20 protein-coding genes are annotated in these 18,670 nt (G+C 38.7%); 14 read left to right on the top strand and 6 right to left on the bottom strand.

What is annotated here, in order from left to right:
• The first annotated feature begins 250 nt into the window (after positions 1–250).
• From ABLB98_RS13575 to ABLB98_RS13555, 5 genes are all read left to right on the top strand, one after another.
• Complete coding sequence (locus ABLB98_RS13575) at positions 251–625, top strand: HPF/RaiA family ribosome-associated protein (RefSeq protein WP_283324991.1); 375 nt, start codon at positions 251–253, stop codon at positions 623–625.
• Between the two features lie 141 nt (positions 626–766).
• Positions 767–1,312 carry an ankyrin repeat domain-containing protein gene (locus ABLB98_RS13570; RefSeq protein WP_348882604.1) on the top strand — a complete coding sequence of 182 codons (546 nt, stop codon included), beginning with the start codon at positions 767–769 and terminating at the stop codon, positions 1,310–1,312.
• 31 nt (positions 1,313–1,343) lie between these two features.
• Positions 1,344–2,111: a transporter gene (locus ABLB98_RS13565; protein WP_348882603.1), complete on the top strand. Its 768-nt coding sequence runs from the start codon at positions 1,344–1,346 to the stop codon at positions 2,109–2,111.
• A gap of 82 nt (positions 2,112–2,193) precedes the next feature.
• Positions 2,194–4,041 (top strand): protein-disulfide reductase DsbD, encoded by a 1,848-nt coding sequence (gene dsbD, locus ABLB98_RS13560; RefSeq protein ID WP_348882602.1) that lies wholly within the window; start codon positions 2,194–2,196, stop codon positions 4,039–4,041.
• Positions 4,042–4,043: 2 nt separating this feature from the next.
• On the top strand, positions 4,044–4,739 hold the full coding sequence (locus ABLB98_RS13555; RefSeq protein ID WP_348882601.1) for a glutathione S-transferase family protein: 696 nt from the start codon (positions 4,044–4,046) through the stop codon (positions 4,737–4,739).
• Positions 4,740–4,783: 44 nt separating this feature from the next.
• Here the strand turns inward: ABLB98_RS13555 and ABLB98_RS13550 are convergent, their stop codons facing one another.
• Together ABLB98_RS13550 and ABLB98_RS13545 are read right to left on the bottom strand one after the other, a co-directional pair.
• The gene (locus ABLB98_RS13550) at positions 4,784–5,968 is read right to left on the bottom strand and encodes a GGDEF domain-containing protein (protein ID WP_348882600.1); all 1,185 of its coding nucleotides are present in this window, start codon (positions 5,966–5,968) and stop codon (positions 4,784–4,786) included.
• A gap of 289 nt (positions 5,969–6,257) precedes the next feature.
• Entirely contained in the window at positions 6,258–7,169 is a 912-nt protein-coding gene (locus ABLB98_RS13545; RefSeq protein ID WP_087543571.1) for an alpha/beta hydrolase, read from the bottom strand.
• A gap of 187 nt (positions 7,170–7,356) precedes the next feature.
• Here ABLB98_RS13545 and ABLB98_RS13540 point away from each other — a divergent pair, with 187 nt between their 5' ends.
• Positions 7,357–7,794, top strand: coding sequence for a DUF2147 domain-containing protein (locus tag ABLB98_RS13540; protein WP_348882599.1), 438 nt, complete (start codon positions 7,357–7,359; stop codon positions 7,792–7,794).
• A 57-nt stretch (positions 7,795–7,851) separates the two neighbouring features.
• Here ABLB98_RS13540 and ABLB98_RS13535 read toward each other — a convergent pair whose 3' ends face one another.
• Both ABLB98_RS13535 and ABLB98_RS13530 read right to left on the bottom strand, forming a co-directional pair.
• Positions 7,852–8,202 carry an arsenate reductase gene (locus tag ABLB98_RS13535; protein ID WP_087537239.1) on the bottom strand — a complete coding sequence of 117 codons (351 nt, stop codon included), beginning with the start codon at positions 8,200–8,202 and terminating at the stop codon, positions 7,852–7,854.
• A gap of 440 nt (positions 8,203–8,642) precedes the next feature.
• The gene (locus ABLB98_RS13530) at positions 8,643–9,467 is read right to left on the bottom strand and encodes an exodeoxyribonuclease III (RefSeq protein ID WP_005219243.1); all 825 of its coding nucleotides are present in this window, start codon (positions 9,465–9,467) and stop codon (positions 8,643–8,645) included.
• 41 nt (positions 9,468–9,508) lie between these two features.
• Here ABLB98_RS13530 and pyrE point away from each other — a divergent pair, with 41 nt between their 5' ends.
• The 3 genes from pyrE to ABLB98_RS13515 all read left to right on the top strand — a co-directional run bounded on the left by pyrE (position 9,509) and on the right by ABLB98_RS13515 (position 12,421).
• Entirely contained in the window at positions 9,509–10,159 is a 651-nt protein-coding gene (gene pyrE / locus ABLB98_RS13525; RefSeq protein ID WP_348882598.1) for an orotate phosphoribosyltransferase, read from the top strand.
• 268 nt (positions 10,160–10,427) lie between these two features.
• Positions 10,428–11,666 (top strand): ATP/GTP-binding protein, encoded by a 1,239-nt coding sequence (locus tag ABLB98_RS13520; RefSeq protein WP_243483774.1) that lies wholly within the window; start codon positions 10,428–10,430, stop codon positions 11,664–11,666.
• Positions 11,667–11,680: 14 nt separating this feature from the next.
• Positions 11,681–12,421 (top strand): RloB family protein, encoded by a 741-nt coding sequence (locus tag ABLB98_RS13515; RefSeq protein WP_249570405.1) that lies wholly within the window; start codon positions 11,681–11,683, stop codon positions 12,419–12,421.
• A 20-nt stretch (positions 12,422–12,441) separates the two neighbouring features.
• Here the strand turns inward: ABLB98_RS13515 and ABLB98_RS13510 are convergent, their stop codons facing one another.
• Positions 12,442–12,630, bottom strand: a complete 189-nt coding sequence (locus ABLB98_RS13510) for a DUF3565 domain-containing protein (RefSeq protein ID WP_249570404.1) — start codon at positions 12,628–12,630, stop codon at positions 12,442–12,444.
• Positions 12,631–13,083, bottom strand: a complete 453-nt coding sequence (locus tag ABLB98_RS13505) for a MarR family winged helix-turn-helix transcriptional regulator (protein WP_087547614.1) — start codon at positions 13,081–13,083, stop codon at positions 12,631–12,633.
• A 179-nt stretch (positions 13,084–13,262) separates the two neighbouring features.
• Between ABLB98_RS13505 and ABLB98_RS13500 the strand changes: the two genes are divergently transcribed.
• From ABLB98_RS13500 to ABLB98_RS13480, 5 genes are all read left to right on the top strand, one after another.
• Positions 13,263–13,745 (top strand): glutathione peroxidase, encoded by a 483-nt coding sequence (locus tag ABLB98_RS13500; RefSeq protein WP_125280673.1) that lies wholly within the window; start codon positions 13,263–13,265, stop codon positions 13,743–13,745.
• 222 nt (positions 13,746–13,967) lie between these two features.
• Positions 13,968–14,912 carry a glutathione synthase gene (gene gshB / locus ABLB98_RS13495; protein ID WP_004659872.1) on the top strand — a complete coding sequence of 315 codons (945 nt, stop codon included), beginning with the start codon at positions 13,968–13,970 and terminating at the stop codon, positions 14,910–14,912.
• Between the two features lie 226 nt (positions 14,913–15,138).
• Positions 15,139–16,236, top strand: coding sequence for an undecaprenyldiphospho-muramoylpentapeptide beta-N-acetylglucosaminyltransferase (gene murG, locus ABLB98_RS13490; RefSeq protein WP_348882597.1), 1,098 nt, complete (start codon positions 15,139–15,141; stop codon positions 16,234–16,236).
• A gap of 13 nt (positions 16,237–16,249) precedes the next feature.
• Positions 16,250–17,695 carry a UDP-N-acetylmuramate--L-alanine ligase gene (gene murC, locus ABLB98_RS13485; protein WP_348882596.1) on the top strand — a complete coding sequence of 482 codons (1,446 nt, stop codon included), beginning with the start codon at positions 16,250–16,252 and terminating at the stop codon, positions 17,693–17,695.
• A 46-nt stretch (positions 17,696–17,741) separates the two neighbouring features.
• Complete coding sequence (locus ABLB98_RS13480) at positions 17,742–18,668, top strand: D-alanine--D-alanine ligase (protein WP_348882595.1); 927 nt, start codon at positions 17,742–17,744, stop codon at positions 18,666–18,668.
• Positions 18,669–18,670 lie beyond the last annotated feature (2 nt).

The following is an 18,670-nucleotide window of genomic DNA, read 5'->3' as shown; positions in this document are numbered from 1 at the left end:
AATTTAAAAATCTTTTTGATCAAGTTTTAATAAAAATGTCAAAAATCAGCTTGCATATTTGTTATGAAAGTCAGATATTGGAGTTATAGAAGATCTTCTTAACTACTGAAAAGCAACAGATGTGAAGCAAGGAGACCACAAGCATTTACATAATCAAAATATACAACTGCACTGAATGAATGCATGCTCAAAGCGTGCTAAATAAAAAAGTTTCGTAGAACCGTCTCACAGAAAAGAGAGGAAGATATTTATGAATATTGAAATCCGTACAGATAAAAACATTCAAGGTAGCGAACGTTTAATTAGTTATGTCCGTGCAGAACTTACGCAAGAATTTCAACGCTATAGCGAGCGTATTACACATTTTTCTGTTCATATTAGTGATGAAAATGGGGAAAAAACGGGAGATCATGACAAACGCTGTATGATCGAGGCTCGTCCAGCAGGTATGAAGCCACTAGCCGTGACTCATAAAGCTGCAAATATCGATGCATCTATTCATGGTGCGATTGATAAACTAAAACGTAGTTTGGAACATTTATATGAGAAAAAAGACCATCACCGTGGTGGTTTACCAGAATATGTTGATGTCGATGACGATGTAAAAGTTGATGATGAAGCGTAAAGATAAACGCGAAAAAAAAGTCCAGTTTTGGGCTTTTTTTTTGTGTATATCAAATTTATACATGATTTTTAGGTTGTTTTATAAAAACCTGTCGGGATATTCGGCATAATAGAAACATTAAATACATTGTGAGAATTGGTCATGTTAAGCAATCAGCAGCAGGCCTTGGTGCAAGCCATACAAAAACTCGATTTAGACCAAGTGCAATCTTTACTTGCTGAAGGACTCGACCCGAACTTTATTGATCCAGAACAAGGACCACCTGTTTCAGTTCTTTGTGATGGTTTGTTTGCGTGGTGGGAAAAAATTTGTGAGGCTTATGAAGCTGGCAAGCCATTGAGTGAAGATGAAAAACAACAACAATTACAAGTTTATCAAGACATTTTAGACGCATTAATTCAAGCGAAAGCCAATCTTCATTTATGGGATGCGGAAGAGTTTTATGGTCCGCTTTGGGATGCTGCAAGTTCAGCATGCGCACCTGTGGTTCAACGCTTACTCGATGAAAAAGTCGATCCAAACACAAGAGATGAAGAGGGTCTAACGATTTTGTCTTCAATTAGCCAACTGTTTTTTGATTGTGATTTTGATGAAATTGACTGGTCAGAATCTTTGGTAGAAGAGCGTGAAACACTCGAATTATTACGCAAACATGGCGCGAAAATGTCAAAAGAGCTAACGACATAAGTCTAGCCAACAAGATATAAAGGGGAGAACAATGAAAAAGTTTCAAGTATTAGGCTTGATTGCTGCATCAATCATGACAACTGCAACATTTGCAGCAGAATTTTCTTTTGACCGTCCAGGCTCAGGTATAGGTACGGGTATTACACCTGTAGGTCACTTGGCGTGGGAGCAAGGACTACCCTCGGTCAGCTATCAGCAGGACAATGTTGCTGGGGCAAAAGACAAAACCTTAACCCTGAATGCAGATATGTTATTGCGTACAGGTTTAGCTGATGGTTTGGAATTACAATTGGGTTGGCAAGGGCCAGTTTGGCAGCAACATAAATATGCAGGCATGAAAAAAGAAACCAACGGTTTGGGTGATGTCAGTATTGGTTTGAAAAAGGCGATTAATTTAAAAGATGATCGTTTAACAATGGTATTGTTAGCAGAAGCGATTATTGCGACTGGCAATGATGAATTCACGAATCAAGATGATATTTATAGCCTCACTTCAGCAGTTGCGTATAAGTTCAGCGATTTGGTGGGTACATCAATTACCATGCGTTATGAAGCACAAAATAGTGATTGGGCCGTGACTGCAATTCCAACCATTGATTATAAAATTGCGGGTAAATTATCTGGTTTTTCAGAGTTTGTTTATCGTAAAGCAGAAAGCCAAGACTATGAATATGGTTTAGGAACCGGTTTAGTCTATAGCTTAAATGATCGAGCTCAACTTGATGCAAGTATAGGTGTGGATTTGAATGGCGATCAAAAAAGCTATAGCGGTGGTTTAGGTTTATCTGTTTTATTCTAGTCAAAATCTACGCTAACTTTTGAAATCCTTCTGCAGGCAGAATGAGGTCTTAAGTTATCGGGAGAGTTACAGTGAGATGAACATGAAAATGTCTGTTCAGGGTGGGTACATTAGCCAATTAATGCGCTACTTTTTGGCTACTTTATTGTTGTTATGTACGTCTTTGGTTTACGCTCAAGACAATCTATCAGCACCGTTACTGACTCCTGAACAGGCATTTGCATTTTCAGTTGAATCGACCAAAACCAATCAAGCGCGGTTACACTGGACCATTCAGCCTAATTATTATCTCTATCAACACAAATTTGAGGTTCAACAAGGCAATCAACCTGTTACGTTGAAATTACCCAAAGCAATTGAACAGTACGATGAAAACTATGGTCATAGCCAAGTTTATTATCAGCAAGCAGAGTTTGAGATTAGCACTCAAGCATCTCAACATTATCGTGTTACATGGCAGGGTTGTGCCAAAGACCGTATTTGCTATCCACCTCAAAATATTGAATTTCAAACCGATGCTGATGGGTTGGTTAGTGTCGAAAATGTCAGTTCTAATTCACAAAAACGTTTTTTAGATGTTGCTCGTTCTGCGAATAGCTTAAATGCTCAGACCGCAGAGAGGGATGAACTTACAACTGAAAAATCTAATGATGTAAAGCTGAATAATTCAACCAATATGGCGCAAGACCAACAGTGGTCAAGCACATTGGCACAGCACTCTCTTGCTTATAGCTTGTTATTATTTCTAGGCTTAGGAATTTTATTGGCATTTACGCCGTGTTCTTTACCAATGTTGCCGATTTTGACCTCATTGATTGTTCGTGAACATAAAGGCGTTAAAGCATGGACGATTGCGCTTACTTTTGTATTTAGCATGGCAATGGTCTATGCCGTATTGGGTTTAATTGCCTCTGTGGCAGGGCTAAATTTCCAACGATGGTTACAGCAACCTGCGACATTAGTTGCATTTAGTCTATTGTTCGTTGTATTCGCTTTAAATCTGTTTGGTCTATTTGAATTGAAACTGCCACAGAAATGGGTGAATCGCCTCGACCAAATGCAGTCAGTGCAACAAGGTGGGACTTTGCTTGGTGCAAGTATCATGGGCATGATCTCCGCATTGTTAGTCGGTCCGTGTATGACTGCACCTTTAGCGGGTACATTACTCTTTATTTCACAAACGCAAAATCAGTGGCAAGGTGCTCTACTATTATTCACCTTGGGATTTGGTATGGGTATTCCATTACTGCTTGCCAGTGTTCTAGGTGCAAAGGCACTACCGAAAGCAGGGGAATGGATGCATCAAATTAAGGTTATTTTTGCCTTTTTGATGTTGGCGTTAAGTATTTATTTTATCCGTCCGTTATTACCTGAATTAGCGATTCAAATACTTAGTCTTGTATTGGGCATGGCATTTATTGGTTTCGCGATATATCGTCTGTTTGTGAAGAAAGGGCAATTACAGTGGTTATATGCATTGTTGTTGATGATCTCAGTTCCGTTTTTAGCTTTTAACCAATATCAACATATTCAAAATTTAAGCGCAGTTCAGGCAGATAAATTAGCAGAGTGGCATGTCGCAACAACCGCTGCTGATTTTGAGCGGATTTTAGCCAACGCACCCAAAGATCAGGCCGTTGTGATTGATGTGTATGCAGATTGGTGTGTGGCTTGTCAGCCGATTGAGCATCGTGTATTAAAAGATGCAGAAGTTCAACAGGCATTATCTCGCTATTATTTGATTAAACTTGATTTAAGTCATTATGATGCGTCGCATCAGGCATTACTCAATCAATGGGACATTTTAGGACCGCCAACCTATTTATTTTTAGATCAAAAACAACAAGAAGTACGTTCGCTGCGTTTAACTGGTGCTTTTCAAAAATCAGAATTATTACAACAACTCACCTTGCTGAAAGGGAAATTATAATCATGTATCAATTGTTTATTGGCAATAAAAATTATTCAACTTGGTCGATGCGACCGTGGATTTTATTAAAACAACTTGGCATTCCATTTCAGGAGCATTTAATTCAATTTGATAGTTTTGAACCTAATAGCCAATTTAAAACTGAGATTTTAAAATTGAATTCAACCGGCAAAGTCCCAACACTCATGCATGATGATTTGATTATTTGGGATAGTCTGGCGATTTGTGAATATATTGCTGAACAAAATCCTGAGAAGAATGTGCTACCTCAAGATAGAAAGCAACGAGCCAGAGCACGATGCATTAGTGCAGAAATGCACAGTAGTTTTCAAAGTTTACGTAATTTGTGTCCAATGAATGTTGAGGCTGATTTGTCCCATATTGGAAAACAGCTTTGGGCTGACCATGAGCAATTACGGAATGACGTCGCTCGAATTGATCAAATTTGGTCAGAGCGACCAAGTGAAGAGCAGTTTTTATATGGTGAGTTTAGTCTAGCCGATGCATTTTATGCGCCTGTGGCTATGCGTTTTGAATGTTATAAATTACCCATCTCTGCTTCTAGCCAAAGTTATATGCACAAGATATTGTCTTTAGCATCAGTTCAAGAGTGGATCGCAGAAGCCAAACAAGAACAGATGTTTGTACCCTTTGATGAGCCTTATCGTAATCATCGTGAAGAATATTTAAAAGACTAAACAACAGGTCAAAAATAAAGGCATCTTTGGATGCCTTTATTGGATTAATTTAAGAAAAGTTCAGTAAAAATTTTGACTTGATTTCGACCAGATGCTTTTACCGCATACAATGCTTGATCTGCCTGACTAATAATTAAGTGAGATTCATCGGCACTAAGTGTGCTGCTGATGCCAAAACTGGCACTGATAGAAAACTCTTGATGATCTTCTGAGGTAAATTTTAACTCACCAATCGCTAAGCGACAGCGCTCGGCCACACTATATGCCTGTGTAGTGGTAGTATTGGGTAACAGTAAAATAAATTCTTCGCCACCAAAACGACCAATCACATCTTGATCACGCACATTATTTGCCAAACATCTCGTGACCTGAATCAAGACTTGATCCCCCATACTATGCCCAAACTGGTCATTAATATTCTTAAAATGATCTAAATCGAGTAATACAATCGAGTAAAGTTGATTTGGTTGCTGATGTAAGCGCTCTAAGTGATTGCTAATACTGCGACGATTCATCACATTCGTGAGCGGATCTAAAAGACTGAGTACTTGAATAGCCGTTTCTCGAATTCGCCATTGTTTGAGCAGACTTTCAAATAGCAACAAACAAGCAATTAAAATTGGCAATAAGAAGAAAAACATACTGCCAACCCAAAAAGGATGCATTTGAGCTTGATTCAGGACTTCTAGCTTAAATATTGGTGCATATTGTAGGACACCATACATACTTAAAAAGTTGCAAAACAGCAGTGCGATTGTTGCTGGCACCAGTGCACAATAAATCATTTTGCGATCAAACAGAACCAGACCTACTCCCACAACACTGACATAGGCAACCATGGTTGCTGGACTAAAACTCCCAATCAGATAGCCTATATGACAGAGTAAAACAGTAACGACCTGTACGCTTAAAATCGGAATGATTTCTTGTACCCAAGATTTATCTTTATAAATAAAGCAGGGCATAATCAAACTTAAAAAGACAAAAAGCATGATTACATTGGTCCAAAGTTTAGATCGAACCAACGGTAAATTTACCCATTGCCATGTAAATGGATTCAGCAAGACAAAACTGTCCCAAATAATTCCAAATAGACTTATAAGTGAGGCTAAGATTAGCAACAAAATACATTTCTTTAACATGTTCCAATTAATTAATGGTTCATGTTCCCAGAACTGCGAGAAATTCCATTTTTCTCTGTCAACTAACCTCTTAAAATGAATCCTCATGATTGGCATGTTTCCTTATATGCAATGAGATTCCTAAGAAACGTTATGAGTGTAAATTCGTTATCAAAAATATTATTAAACGATTATTAAAATAACAATAGCACTTTTAGAATGAGAAGGAAGTCTAGCTATGTGCTTTTTAATGTAAATTAGGAGAGCAAAAATTCTTTGAAAAAGGAAGCTTAATCTAAATATTCGATCAGTTTGTTCTTATAATGACAAAAAGGAATTAAGAATGACAATGGTCAGACATAGCTGACCATTTTCTGCAAAATCATCACATTATGTTTTAATCACGATCAATTGCATGAGCAAAATCCGCAATATCTGCTAAAGCCTGTTTAGCTTCTGGAAACCAAGCATTAAACATTTGGAAGTTATGCCACATGCCTGTATAAAGTTTAAAGTGTACTTTGACTCCAGCCTTTTCTGCTTTTTCTCTAAAGCGTTTTGAATCATCCAGTAAAATTTCTTTTGAACCGACTTGCACCAGTGTTGGCGGTAAGCCTTTAAGATCATCAAATAGAGGTGAAACACGCGGATCATCCGCTTGTACACCATCTTTTAAGTAATGATTAATTCCTGCTTGTAAGGCTTCAATAGAGAGCAGAGCATCATGTTTTTGGTTAAAGCGTAATGATTCACTGGTGAGGGTCAGGTCTAAATAGGGTGACATTAAAATTAAACCGCTTGGCATGAGGTCAGGTTGTGCTTTTAACCGTAAGCACAATGCTAAAGCGAGATTGGCACCACAAGAATCCCCCGAAATAATAATATCTTTGGGTTGGATACCTTGTACTAATAGTGCTTGATAAACGTCAAAAATCGCATCAATTGCTTCAGGGAAAGCATGTTCAGGGGCCAAAGGATAATCCACATGAACCACTTGCATTTGCGTGCGCGCAGCAATATCAGTCATGAGGGCACGATGAGTATTTAAACTCCCCAAGAAAAAAGCGCCGCCATGAATATGAAAAATAAGTTGTGTGGCAGAAACTTGTGCTTTGATTTCTTCACCACACACGCCTGCTAAGCGCAATGGTCGAATTTGTACTGTCGGATTTTGGGGGAATAGACGACAAAGTTGGTCTAATAAAGGTCGCAAAGCATTCGGGGCTAAATTAAACTGACTCGGCGTACGAATGGTCGCTTTTAGTAATGATTCAGTAAAATAATATTTCCAAACAGTACCAAATTTCATAATTTTTCCATATTGTTAGGTCAGTATATAACTAAGAGAATTTTGACTCGTGTGCCTTGCGCTGTCATTACAGCAATGTTTTGTTGTTGCTCAGGCTATACCCAATAGTCATAATCAAGAATTGCAATATTGATAGAAATTCTCAATACTCTTAATCTTGAAAAGACCCCTTAAGGATATTACAAAAATGAAGAAAATTGCTTTAGCATTTGGATTGCTTGGTTTAACAACTTTTGCCAATGCGGCAGATGTGCTTAACGGTAGTGTTTGGCAAACGATTGATGATGAAACTAAACAACCGAGAGCGATTGTGAAGTTTACAGAGCAAAAAGACGGTACGCTCAATGCATCAATTCAAAAATTTTTAGTGGCTGGTCAGGAAAATGCCTGCACTAAATGTGAAGGTACTTTTAAAAATAAACCGCTGAAAGGCGTGACAATTGTTCATGGTCTTAAAAATGCAGGCGGTACAAATTATGATGGCGGTTCTATCATTGATCCTAAAAATGGTAAAACTTATAAATTGAAAGCTGAAATCATCGATGGTGGTAAAAAGCTTAAATTACGTGGCTACATCGGCGTTGCAGCATTAGGTCGTAACCAGACTTGGGTTCGTGCCAACTAATTTGAGTTTGAACTGAAAAAAACCGAGTCCTGTGACTCGGTTTTTTATTTTATTTCTTTAAGCGGAGAGGTTTTGATACGTTGCTTCATCAAAGCCAATGACAAAGCCTTCAGGCGTTTGTAAAACGGGACGTTTAATCAAACTCGGCTGAGCAATTAAAGTTTCAATCAAATTTTCCTGATTACTTGTTGCATGAGCCTGTTCTGCTTCGGTTAATTTACGCCAAGTCGTACCTTTTTTATTGAGAACCTTATCTGCGCCAATCTCTTTTAGCCAAATTGCTAAAGTGTCGGCATCAATCCCTTGTTTTTTATAATCATGAAATTCGTAAGAAATTCCTTTTGCTTGTAGTGCATCAAAGGCTTTTTTCATCGAATTACAATTTTTAATTCCATAAATTTTAAACATACTGAAAACCATAACAACACAATGAAAGATATGCGTTAAAGCCTAACTTAAAAGGCAGGGAATGTACCAGTTGAAAATTTTTATCAAGTGAATCGATGTTATGTATTAAGCGTAGATTAAATGACTAAATCTTTCTAAGTTTTTGAACTAAATGGCTAAATACAAAGCGAGGAAAAATATTTAATATCTAAAAAAGAGAAAACCCGCATCTAATCATCCTGATCATGCGGGTCTCATTTCAACGTCCAATGTCTCATCCTTGCAAATAAACTTAATCTAAGTTTATTTTGTCTTCCTACGGCGTCCTATCCTTTTTTGGTCATCCTGACCGCTTCCCTGTGCCGTGGTGCTATAATGCCGTTACAGCTGGTAAATAAAAATACACAAAAAACGACATAATATGTAAGCTAAAGATGCGGTCAAAGTGAACATGTGTTCACTTATTCGTGTATTTTATAATCAATAATCACAGGTGCATGGTCACTAAACCATTGTTCTTTATACACCCAAGCATTTGCAGTGCGTGCTTTCCAATCAGGAGAGCAGGCTTGATAGTCGATACGCCAACCGACATTTTTCGCACGTGCTTGACCACGATTTGACCACCATGAATACAATTCAGCTTCTTTTCGTACCTCACGGAAGGTATCTACATAGCCAAGTTCATCATAAATATGGTCGAGCCATGCACGTTCATGTGGCAAACAGCCAGATGATTTCTGATTGCCTGACCAGTTTTTAATATCAATACGCTTATGCACGATATTGTAATCACCACACACGATGATCGATTTATTTTCATCTCGCCATTGTTTGAGTATTTGGGCGTATTCTTGAAGAAATAAATCTTTACGTGCTTGTGCTTCATCACCGCTTGAACCTGATGGTAAGTATAAGGAAGCAATATGAACAGGGTGTGACAGACCTAAATCGAATTCCGCCGTGATAAAACGTCCTTGCGAATCTGCCAATTCAAAACCTAAACCATTTTGTACAGAGACAAAGGGTAAGCGACTATAAATGGCTGTGCCTGCATAGCCCGCACGCTCAGCAGGGAACAGATGCGTATACCAACCTTCTGGTTTAAATTTATGCGTCCATTGTTCATGGGTAATGCGACTTTCTTGCATACATACCACATCGGCATCGGACTGTTCTAACCACTCAAGCAGACCTTTGGTCACAGATGAACGTAGACCATTTACGTTAATTGAAACCACTCGAAGAATTTTTACATCACTTGGATAGCTATCCTTTGGTATCATACGTCTGTTTAACCTCAATTAAAGAATTTGGAGCACCTTATATGACAACGCCTGTGTCATTTCATCCGCAAGCTTTTATCGAACTCGCATTATCACGTGGTGTGCTTAAATTTGGTGAGTTTACCTTAAAATCAGGTCGTGTCAGTCCTTATTTCTTTAACGCAGGTTTGCTCAATGACGGCGAAGCGTTGTCTTTGTTAGCACAAGGTTATGCCGATAAATTGGTTCAGTGTGAAAACGTTGGTGTGATTTTTGGTCCTGCGTATAAAGGGATTCCTTTTGTTGCGGCGACTGCGGTGGCGTTATCTCAAGTACATGGCAAGAGTGTTCCTTGGGGTTTTAACCGTAAAGAAGCCAAAGATCATGGTGAAGGTGGTGTGTTGGTGGGTGCATCGGTTGCAGGTCAAAAAGTCTGGATCATTGATGATGTAATCACTGCGGGGACTGCGGTTCGTGAAGTTGTAACGATCTTAAAAAATGCGGGTGCGACGATTGCAGGGGTGTTGGTTGCGCTAGACCGTCAAGAACGAGGTCAAGGTGAGCTTTCTGCGATTCAGGAAGTACAAAAAGAACTTGAAATCCCTGTGCATGCTTTAATCACGATGAAAGATTTGATGGATTATTTAGATGCAAAAGGCGAGAAAGACGCTTTAGCCAATATGCAGGCGTATCGTGAAAAATATGGCATCTAAATTTTAAGCATAAAAGAAAAGGAAGCGAGGGCTTCCTTTTTTATTGAAAAATCATGTAAAAGTCGTTCCAATGGGCTAAACCCTATAACGGTTTATATTAAGATGTTGATGCTTATGGGAAAATTCCAAGCATTACGCATATGGCGTATTATGTTAATTTTAAAAAATCTAAATAAATGATACTTGTATTAAATAAAGTTTGATATATATTTAAATATACACAATAATAATTTCATGGATAAAACATCCAAGATAACAAGGTTTCAGCATGATTATTGATTTTACAATCGAAAATTTCTTATCTTTTAAAGAGCAACAAACTTTAAGTTTTGTCGCTGAGCCTCCTTATGATATTCATCCAGATCACTTGTTAGACACTCCAGAAAAAGGCTTAAAGCTCCTAAAAACTATTGTGATTTATGGTGCGAATGCTTCAGGGAAATCTAATTTTTTATCAGCAATCCATTTTCTTAAACAGTTGATCATTAATTCGACAGAAAAAAAGCTAGATGAACCTTTTGAGTTAATTCCATTTCTTCTAGATAAAAAACAAAAGAATGCCCCAACCTCTTTCGAGGTTAATTTCTTTTGTGCAGATATTAGATATAACTATTATTTGGTATTAGACAAAAAAAAAGTATTTCATGAACACCTTTCTTATTACCCTAAAAAGTATAAAAAGAACATTTTTACTAGAGATTTAAATGAATCTGGAGAATATGAATATAATATTGGTGCTGATTTAAAGCCGAAAAGAATCTATGAAGATACAGCCCTAAAAACGTTACCCAACGTTTTATACTTATCAAAGATGGTAAAAGAAAATAGTCAATTTTTAAAAACTATCTATGATTGGTTTGCTAACACCTTATCTGAACAATTTTCATTAGAGGATACCGCTAAAAGTATTCACTCTGACAATCAGTTTAAGGAAAATTTCTTAAAATTTTTAAAAGATCAAGATATTGATATTTTAGATATTAGTGTAGATAAAGGATCACTTGCCGAACAAATTATTAAAAATAATGATTTTACTCCAGAGGTTCAAGAAAGAATTATCGAAGATCTTAAAAACCGATATTACTACGACATTAAAACTTTCCACAAAAATTCAGATAATGAACTTGAACCATTTGATTTAGAATTAGAGTCTCAAGGGACACGTAAGCTTTTTGCTCTATCTTCATTATTATTGAATAATTATAAAAAATTTGAAAAGACTTTTTATGTCGATGAATTGAGCTCAGCATTGCACCCACTATTAGTTAAAAATTTTCTGAAAGAATTCAATAGGACTACTAATAATCAATTAATTTGCGTCACACATGATACTCACTTAATTAACCAAGAATGTTTGAGAAAAGATCAAATTTATTTTGTAGAAAAAGATAAATCTCAAGTTTCCTCTATCTATTCTTTGCTAGAATTCAATCCAAGAAACGATAGAGAAAACTGGGAGTTGCGCTATCTGACAGGAAGATATGGTGCTACTCCATTTTTTGGATAATTTGAGAATCAGATATGGGTAGTGACGATATAGCTAAAAAACGTATTTCTGCAAACAAAGAAAGACGGAACTCTCAAAAGGAAACTCGAAAAGCACGTAATGTTGGCAATCGTTCTATCATTCCTAATATTTTAATATTGACTGAGGGGTATTCAGAAAATATATACTTTAATAAACTAATCCAAATATTAAGTTTAGGTACTGTTAAATCAAGAAAAAGTATTAGTACAGCTTGTACAGGTATATTGAGAGAGGCTGAAGAAGAGGCTATCAAACTAAAAGATACAGAAATGGAGTTAAATTATATTTTCTGTATTTTTGACTTAGACACTGTAAGAAATAAAAGACATTTAGAAATTTTGTCAAAAATAAATTCTGATTTCACACAAATTATCCCTATTTATTCATTTCCTTGTATAGAGATTTGGTTTCTTCTCCATTATGAATGTAATCCTCGTCCATTCCAATCGAAAGGCAAGAAATCTATTGGTGATACTGTTAAAGAGCATTTTAAAAAGACATATGCACCTGAATACTCTGAAACTAATACAGATATTATTGAAGCGTTAGCCTCTCAATATAATCACGCTATTCATAATTCTATTCGACTATATGAGCAACAAGTACAGGTAAACTCAAATAACCCTATTACAAATATACATAGCCTTGTGCTATTACTAAAAAATATCTCAGATCGTACTCAAAATTACTCATTTGATGAGCAATATCAATGCTTTATTGAAACACACATTTAACATAAAATCTCTTATGTGAATCACTCTTCCTCACACTTCTTACATTCCAACATAACCCCTAATTTCTCTTTTCGCCCTTGCTCCGTCAACACCCAAGGGCGATTTTGCCACGGCGGATCATGGCGCACATGCTGACCATGCCCACAAGCGAGATCAGCAACCCAATGTCCTTCGTCGTCTAGATGAAATCCAACAATGGCTTGCTGCATTTATTCACTCAAACTTTCAAGTTTAGAATCCTCTAAACCCTTTAAAAAACGATGGCATAGATTATGAATTGCCACCAAATCATTCGGATCAACACCTAAAGAGCAGGCGAGTTTAAAAGGAATTAAGGTAATTTCATCTTTTGCAGACAGTGCTTTTTCCAGCAAGATTACCTTCTTCATACGCTCATCTTCTTTTACCGCAATGCGCTTTAAAAATTGCTTTTCTTCAAGTTTTTTAATAATTGGCGTCAGCGTGCCTGAATCAAAAAAGGTCTTCTGCCCTATTTCAGATAACGTCACATTGTCCTTTTCATATAAAGCCAGCAACACAATAAATTGCGGATAGGTCAGATCGTATTCCTGAAGCAAGGGACGATATTGACGAATCATCGCATTGGTCGCGGAATACATCGCAAAACACACTTGATTATCCAAGTAAGAAAATTCAGTCATGCTTTGCTCCTCAACGTCATCTTTGCGAAATCACAGTATAGTTTGATTAACATAAAAAGTATATTGCGCATAATTAACTTGCACACAATATAGTTGTGTGCAATATTAATTCACATAGCTGAACAAATACACAAAGCTATTAGGCAAATAAGATTGATTGAATTAGAGCGAGATGTTGTATGACCACAATTTATGATTTTCAGGCTGAACTTTTAGAAGGCGAGCAAAAGAACTTTGCAGACTATCAAGGCAAGGTTTTATTGGTGGTGAACACGGCAAGCCAATGTGGCTTAACCCCACAATTTGAAGGTTTGGAAAAGCTATATCAGGACTATCAACAACAAGGTTTAGTGGTTTTAGGCTTTCCGTGTAACCAGTTTGCTAACCAAGACCCATCAAGCAACGAAGAAATTGGCAGCTTCTGTCAGCGTAACTATGGTGTGTCATTTCCAATGTTTGCCAAAGTCGATGTGAATGGCTCAAATGCGCATCCGATTTATAAATATCTCACTTCAGAAGCCAAAGGCATCTTAGGTAGTGAAAGCATCAAATGGAATTTCACCAAGTTTTTGATTAACCAAAATGGTGAAGTCATCAAACGCTATTCACCAACCACTAAACCTGAAAAAATTAGCAAAGATATTCAAAAACTCTTGGCATAAGTTGAATATAAAATTGAATGCTTTAGAAATTACTGGTATCGAAATCATCTACCAGTAATTTTTTAATTTTTATCACTCAGAAAATCGTCTATTTAAATAAATCGAATCTAGTGATTTGAATAAATTGGAATTTTTTAAATTTAATAATTACATAACTTGTTTAAACAACATCAACAAACTTCGCTATACTTTTGCCAAGATTAAAAATATGAGCGTTAAATTATGCGTGTACTTGTAGTGATGGATCCAATTGAAACGGTGAATCTCAAGAAAGATTCAACCATGGCAATGTTATGGGCGGCAAGCCGTCGCGGTCATGAATTGGGTTATGCATTACAACACGATTTATATATTGATCAAGGTAAAGCCTTTGGTTTGATTTCGCCGCTTAAAGTCTTTGAAGATTACGATCATTATTATGAGTTGGGTGAGAAGCGCAAAGAGTCATTGGCGGATTACGATGTAGTGTTGATGCGCAAAGACCCACCGTTTGACATGAATTTTGTGTATACCACTTATATTTTGGAACAAGCAGAGCGTGAAGGGGCATGGATTATTAACAAACCACAATCGCTACGCGACTGTAATGAAAAGTTGTTCGCGACTCAATTTCCAGAACTTCAAGTGCCCACTTTAGTGACTTCACAACAAAGCTTGATTCGTGAATTCATTAAAGAACATGGCGATGTGATTGTGAAGCCTTTGGATGGCATGGGCGGTATGGGGATTTTCCGTTTATACCAAGATGGGGTAAATATTGGTTCAACTCTGGAAATGCTCACCGAAATGGGCACATGTCCAATCATGGCACAACGTTATATTCCTGAAATTGTTGAAGGTGATAAGCGTATCTTGATGGTGAATGGTGAACCGATTCCATATTGTTTAGCGCGTATTCCGCAAAATGGTGAAGTGCGAGGTAATTTGGCGGCAGGTGGTTTAGGTCAAGCGCGTCCACTTACTGAAAATGACAAAATGATTGCGGCAAAAGTCGGTCCTTTCCTGCGTGAAAAAGGTTTGGTTTTTGTGGGGCTTGATGTGATTGGTAATTATGTGACTGAAATAAATGTCACCAGTCCAACCTGTATTCGTGAGATTGATGCTCAGTTTGGTACCTCGATTGCAGATAATTTATTTGATGTGCTAGAAGCAGGGCGAAACAGCTAAGATTAAGCCATTTTTTGACCAAACTGTCCGTTTGTATTTGGATTAAATTTATGTGCAAATGGGCGTTTGGATATTGGTAGAACCTTGTTTTCAACAAAGAATTAAAAAAAGCTCAGCTTTCTGTTGTAAACAGGTGAAATTCGCTTTTCGTGAATGAAGCTTTAGGATTAGAATAACTTCCGAAAACAATAGACGATAACCTTCTTTTGAGTTGAAGAATTAGACCGTGACCAATTCGCCACAGAATAAACCTAAACATGTCATGATGATGGCCGCTGGCACAGGTGGACATGTTTTCCCTGCGCTTGCTGTTGCCAAACAACTGCAACAGGATGGCTGCCAAGTCTCTTGGCTAGCAACGCCTACGGGAATGGAAAATCGGTTACTCAAAGATCAAAATATTCCGATTTATCAAATTGATATTCAAGGCGTACGCGGTAATGGTATTTTACGTAAGTTGAGTGCGCCATTTAAAATTCTAAAAGCAACATTAAGCGCGATGCGCTATATGAAGCAATTAAACATTGATGCTGTGGCGGGTTTCGGTGGTTATGTCGCTGGACCAGGTGGTTTAGCAGCACGTTTACTCGGTATTCCTGTGTTAATCCATGAACAGAATGCGATTGCAGGATTTACCAACACCCAATTGGCGCGTATTGCCAAGACCGTGTGTCAGGCTTTTCCAAATACATTTGCAAACAGTGATAAAGTCGTGACCACAGGTAATCCTGTACGTGCTGAGATTACTGCGATTTTGAACCCATCATGGCGTTATCAAACCCGTGAGCAAGCACAATTACCACTGAATATTCTGATTGTTGGTGGTTCACTGGGTGCACAAGCACTGAATGAGCGTTTGCCTGAAGCTCTGAAAAAGGTCAATGTTCCATTGAATGTGTTTCATCAATGCGGCCAAAATCAGCAAGAGATTACGCGTGAACGTTATCAGGGTGCATCTGCAAATTTAAATATTCAGGTTGAGCCTTTTATTCATGATATGGCAAAAGCCTACAGTGACGCTGATTTAATTATTTGCCGTGCTGGTGCATTAACGGTTACAGAAGTCGCAACTGCGGGTCTTGCTGCAGTGTTTGTTCCGCTGCCTATCGCAGTGGATGATCACCAGACTGCAAATGCGAAATTTTTAGCAAATGTCGGCGCTGCGAAAATTTGTCAACAAGCAGACATGACGCCGGCTGTTTTAGATGCGTTGTTAGCCACATTATTAAATCGCCAACTACTGTCTGAAATGGCAATTAAAGCACGTCAACAAGCACAACCGAATGCAACTCAGCATGTGGTTGATCTGATTAAAAAATTGTAATTCGAGTTTATTTATGTCTCCAACAAATCCAAACCAAGCCAAAAAGCTCATCAAAGTGCCAGAAATGCGCCGTATTAAACATATCCACTTTGTTGGGATTGGTGGTGCGGGGATGTGTGGTATCGCCGAGGTATTGGCCAATCAAGGTTATAAAATTTCTGGTTCAGACATTAAAGCCTCAAAGACCACAGCCCAACTCGAAAGCAATGGTATTAAAGTTTATATTGGGCATTCGGCTGAGAATATTAAAAATGCCAATGTGCTCGTGGTATCAACTGCGATTGATCCTGAAAATCCAGAAATTAAAGCCGCGATTGAACAACGTACCCCAATTGTACGCCGTGCTGAAATGCTAGGTGAGTTGATGCGCTACCGTCATGGTATTGCAGTCGCTGGAACGCATGGTAAAACCACAACTACCAGTTTATTAACAACGATGTTGGCGGAAGAAAATCTAGATCCAACTTATGTAATTGGTGGTTTGCTGAATAGTACAGGTGTCAATGCTGCACTGGGTGAAAGCCGTTTTATCGTAGCAGAAGCCGATGAGTCAGATGCATCTTTCTTGTATTTGCAACCGATGGCTGCGATCGTGACCAATATTGATGCAGATCATATGGACACCTATGAAGGTAGCTTTGATAAGTTAAAAGATACCTTTATTCAGTTCTTACATAATTTACCATTCTATGGTTTGGCAGTTGTCTGTGGTGATGATGCCAATATCCGTGAAATTTTACCGCGTGTTGGGCGTCCAGTCTTAACCTATGGTTTTAATGAAGATAATGATGTACGTGCCGTTGACGTTGAACAAGATGGTATGCGCTCACATTTCACTGTATTGCGTAAAGATCGTGAGCCATTACGTGTCACCATCAATCAGCCAGGTTTGCATAATGTCTTGAATGCATTGGCTGCGATTGGTGTGGCAACTGATGAAGGTGTTTCTGATGGTGCGATTTGTCGTGCTTTAGAAGGCTTTAGCGGTGTTGGTCGTCGTTTCCAAGTTCAAGGTGAATTTGAGGTTGGTGAAGGCACTGTTAAACTCGTTGATGATTATGGTCATCATCCAAAAGAAGTTGAAGCCACCATTAAAGCAGCGCGTGCCAGCCATCCAGACCGTCGTTTGGTAATGTTGTTTCAACCACACCGTTTTAGTCGTACTCGTGATTGTTTTGATGATTTTGTCGATGTGTTATCACAAGTGGATCAACTGTTATTACTGGAAGTCTATCCAGCGGGTGAAAAACCGATTGTGGGTGCGGATAGCCGTGCTTTAGCACGCAGTATTCGTTTACGTGGTGAAGTTGAACCGATTCTAGTTGATCCAGTTGATGGCAATTTGCCGAATGTTTTACAAAAAGTGTTACAAGCGAATGACTTGTTATTAACACAAGGCGCGGGTAACGTGGGCGCAATTTCGGTAGAATTGGCCCAGCATCGCCTGTATGCCAAATAATGTGTGTTATGAATATTAAAAGTTTTACAGTTTTAAGGATATAAACGTGTCAAATGCTGCAAAATTCGGCAAAGTTGCCGTGTTGTTTGGTGGGAAATCAGCTGAACGTGCTGTGTCACTGGATAGTGGTCAGGCTGTTTTAGAGGCGCTACTGCGTTCGGGTGTACAGGCAGAGGCATTTGACCCGCAGGATCGTAGCGTGACGGAACTGGTTGGCTATGACCGTGCCTTTATTGTGCTGCATGGCCGTGGCGGTGAGGATGGCCAGATTCAGGGCGTTCTAGAATGGCTAAACATTCCATATACGGGGACTGGCGTACAGGGCTCCGCAATTGGCATGGACAAGGTCAAGACCAAGCAGATCTGGCAGGGCAGTGACTTGCCAACCGCGCCTTATCGCATCGTCACCAAGGATTCTGAATTAGATGCAGTGATCGCGGATTTAGGCCTGCCTGTGATTATCAAGCCTGTGCATGAAGGCTCAAGTGTCGGCATGAGCAAGGTTGAGAAAGCAGAGGATTTTGCGGCTGCAATTGAAAAAGCGACACAGCATGATGCTATCGTGATGGCTGAAAAGTGGATTACGGGTCGTGAATTCACCATTTCATTCCTGAATGGTCAGCCGTTGCCTGTGATTCGTTTACAGCCACCTGCAGACGTTGCTTTCTATGACTATGAGGCAAAGTATCAACGCAATGACGTGGAATATGGCATTCCTTGTGGTTTAAGCGAAGACGAAGAGAAAAGCTTGCAAGCATTGTGTCTACGTGCTTTTCAAGCAGTCGGTGCGGAAGGTTGGGGACGTATTGATGCCATGCAGGACCAGAATGGAAACTTCTGGTTGCTGGAGGTGAATACCGTACCAGGCATGACCAGCCACTCTTTGGTGCCTAAGGCGGCACAGGCGGTGGGTTATGGTTTTGATCAGCTGTGTGTTGCGATCCTAGAGCAAACCCTGGCGAAGTCGGCTTAATT

The organism is Acinetobacter yuyunsongii (assembly GCF_041021915.1).
In the GTDB taxonomy this organism is placed as follows: domain Bacteria; phylum Pseudomonadota; class Gammaproteobacteria; order Pseudomonadales; family Moraxellaceae; genus Acinetobacter.
The sequence above is the reverse complement of the archived record's forward strand: the minus strand, read 5'-3'. Positions and strand labels throughout refer to the sequence as shown.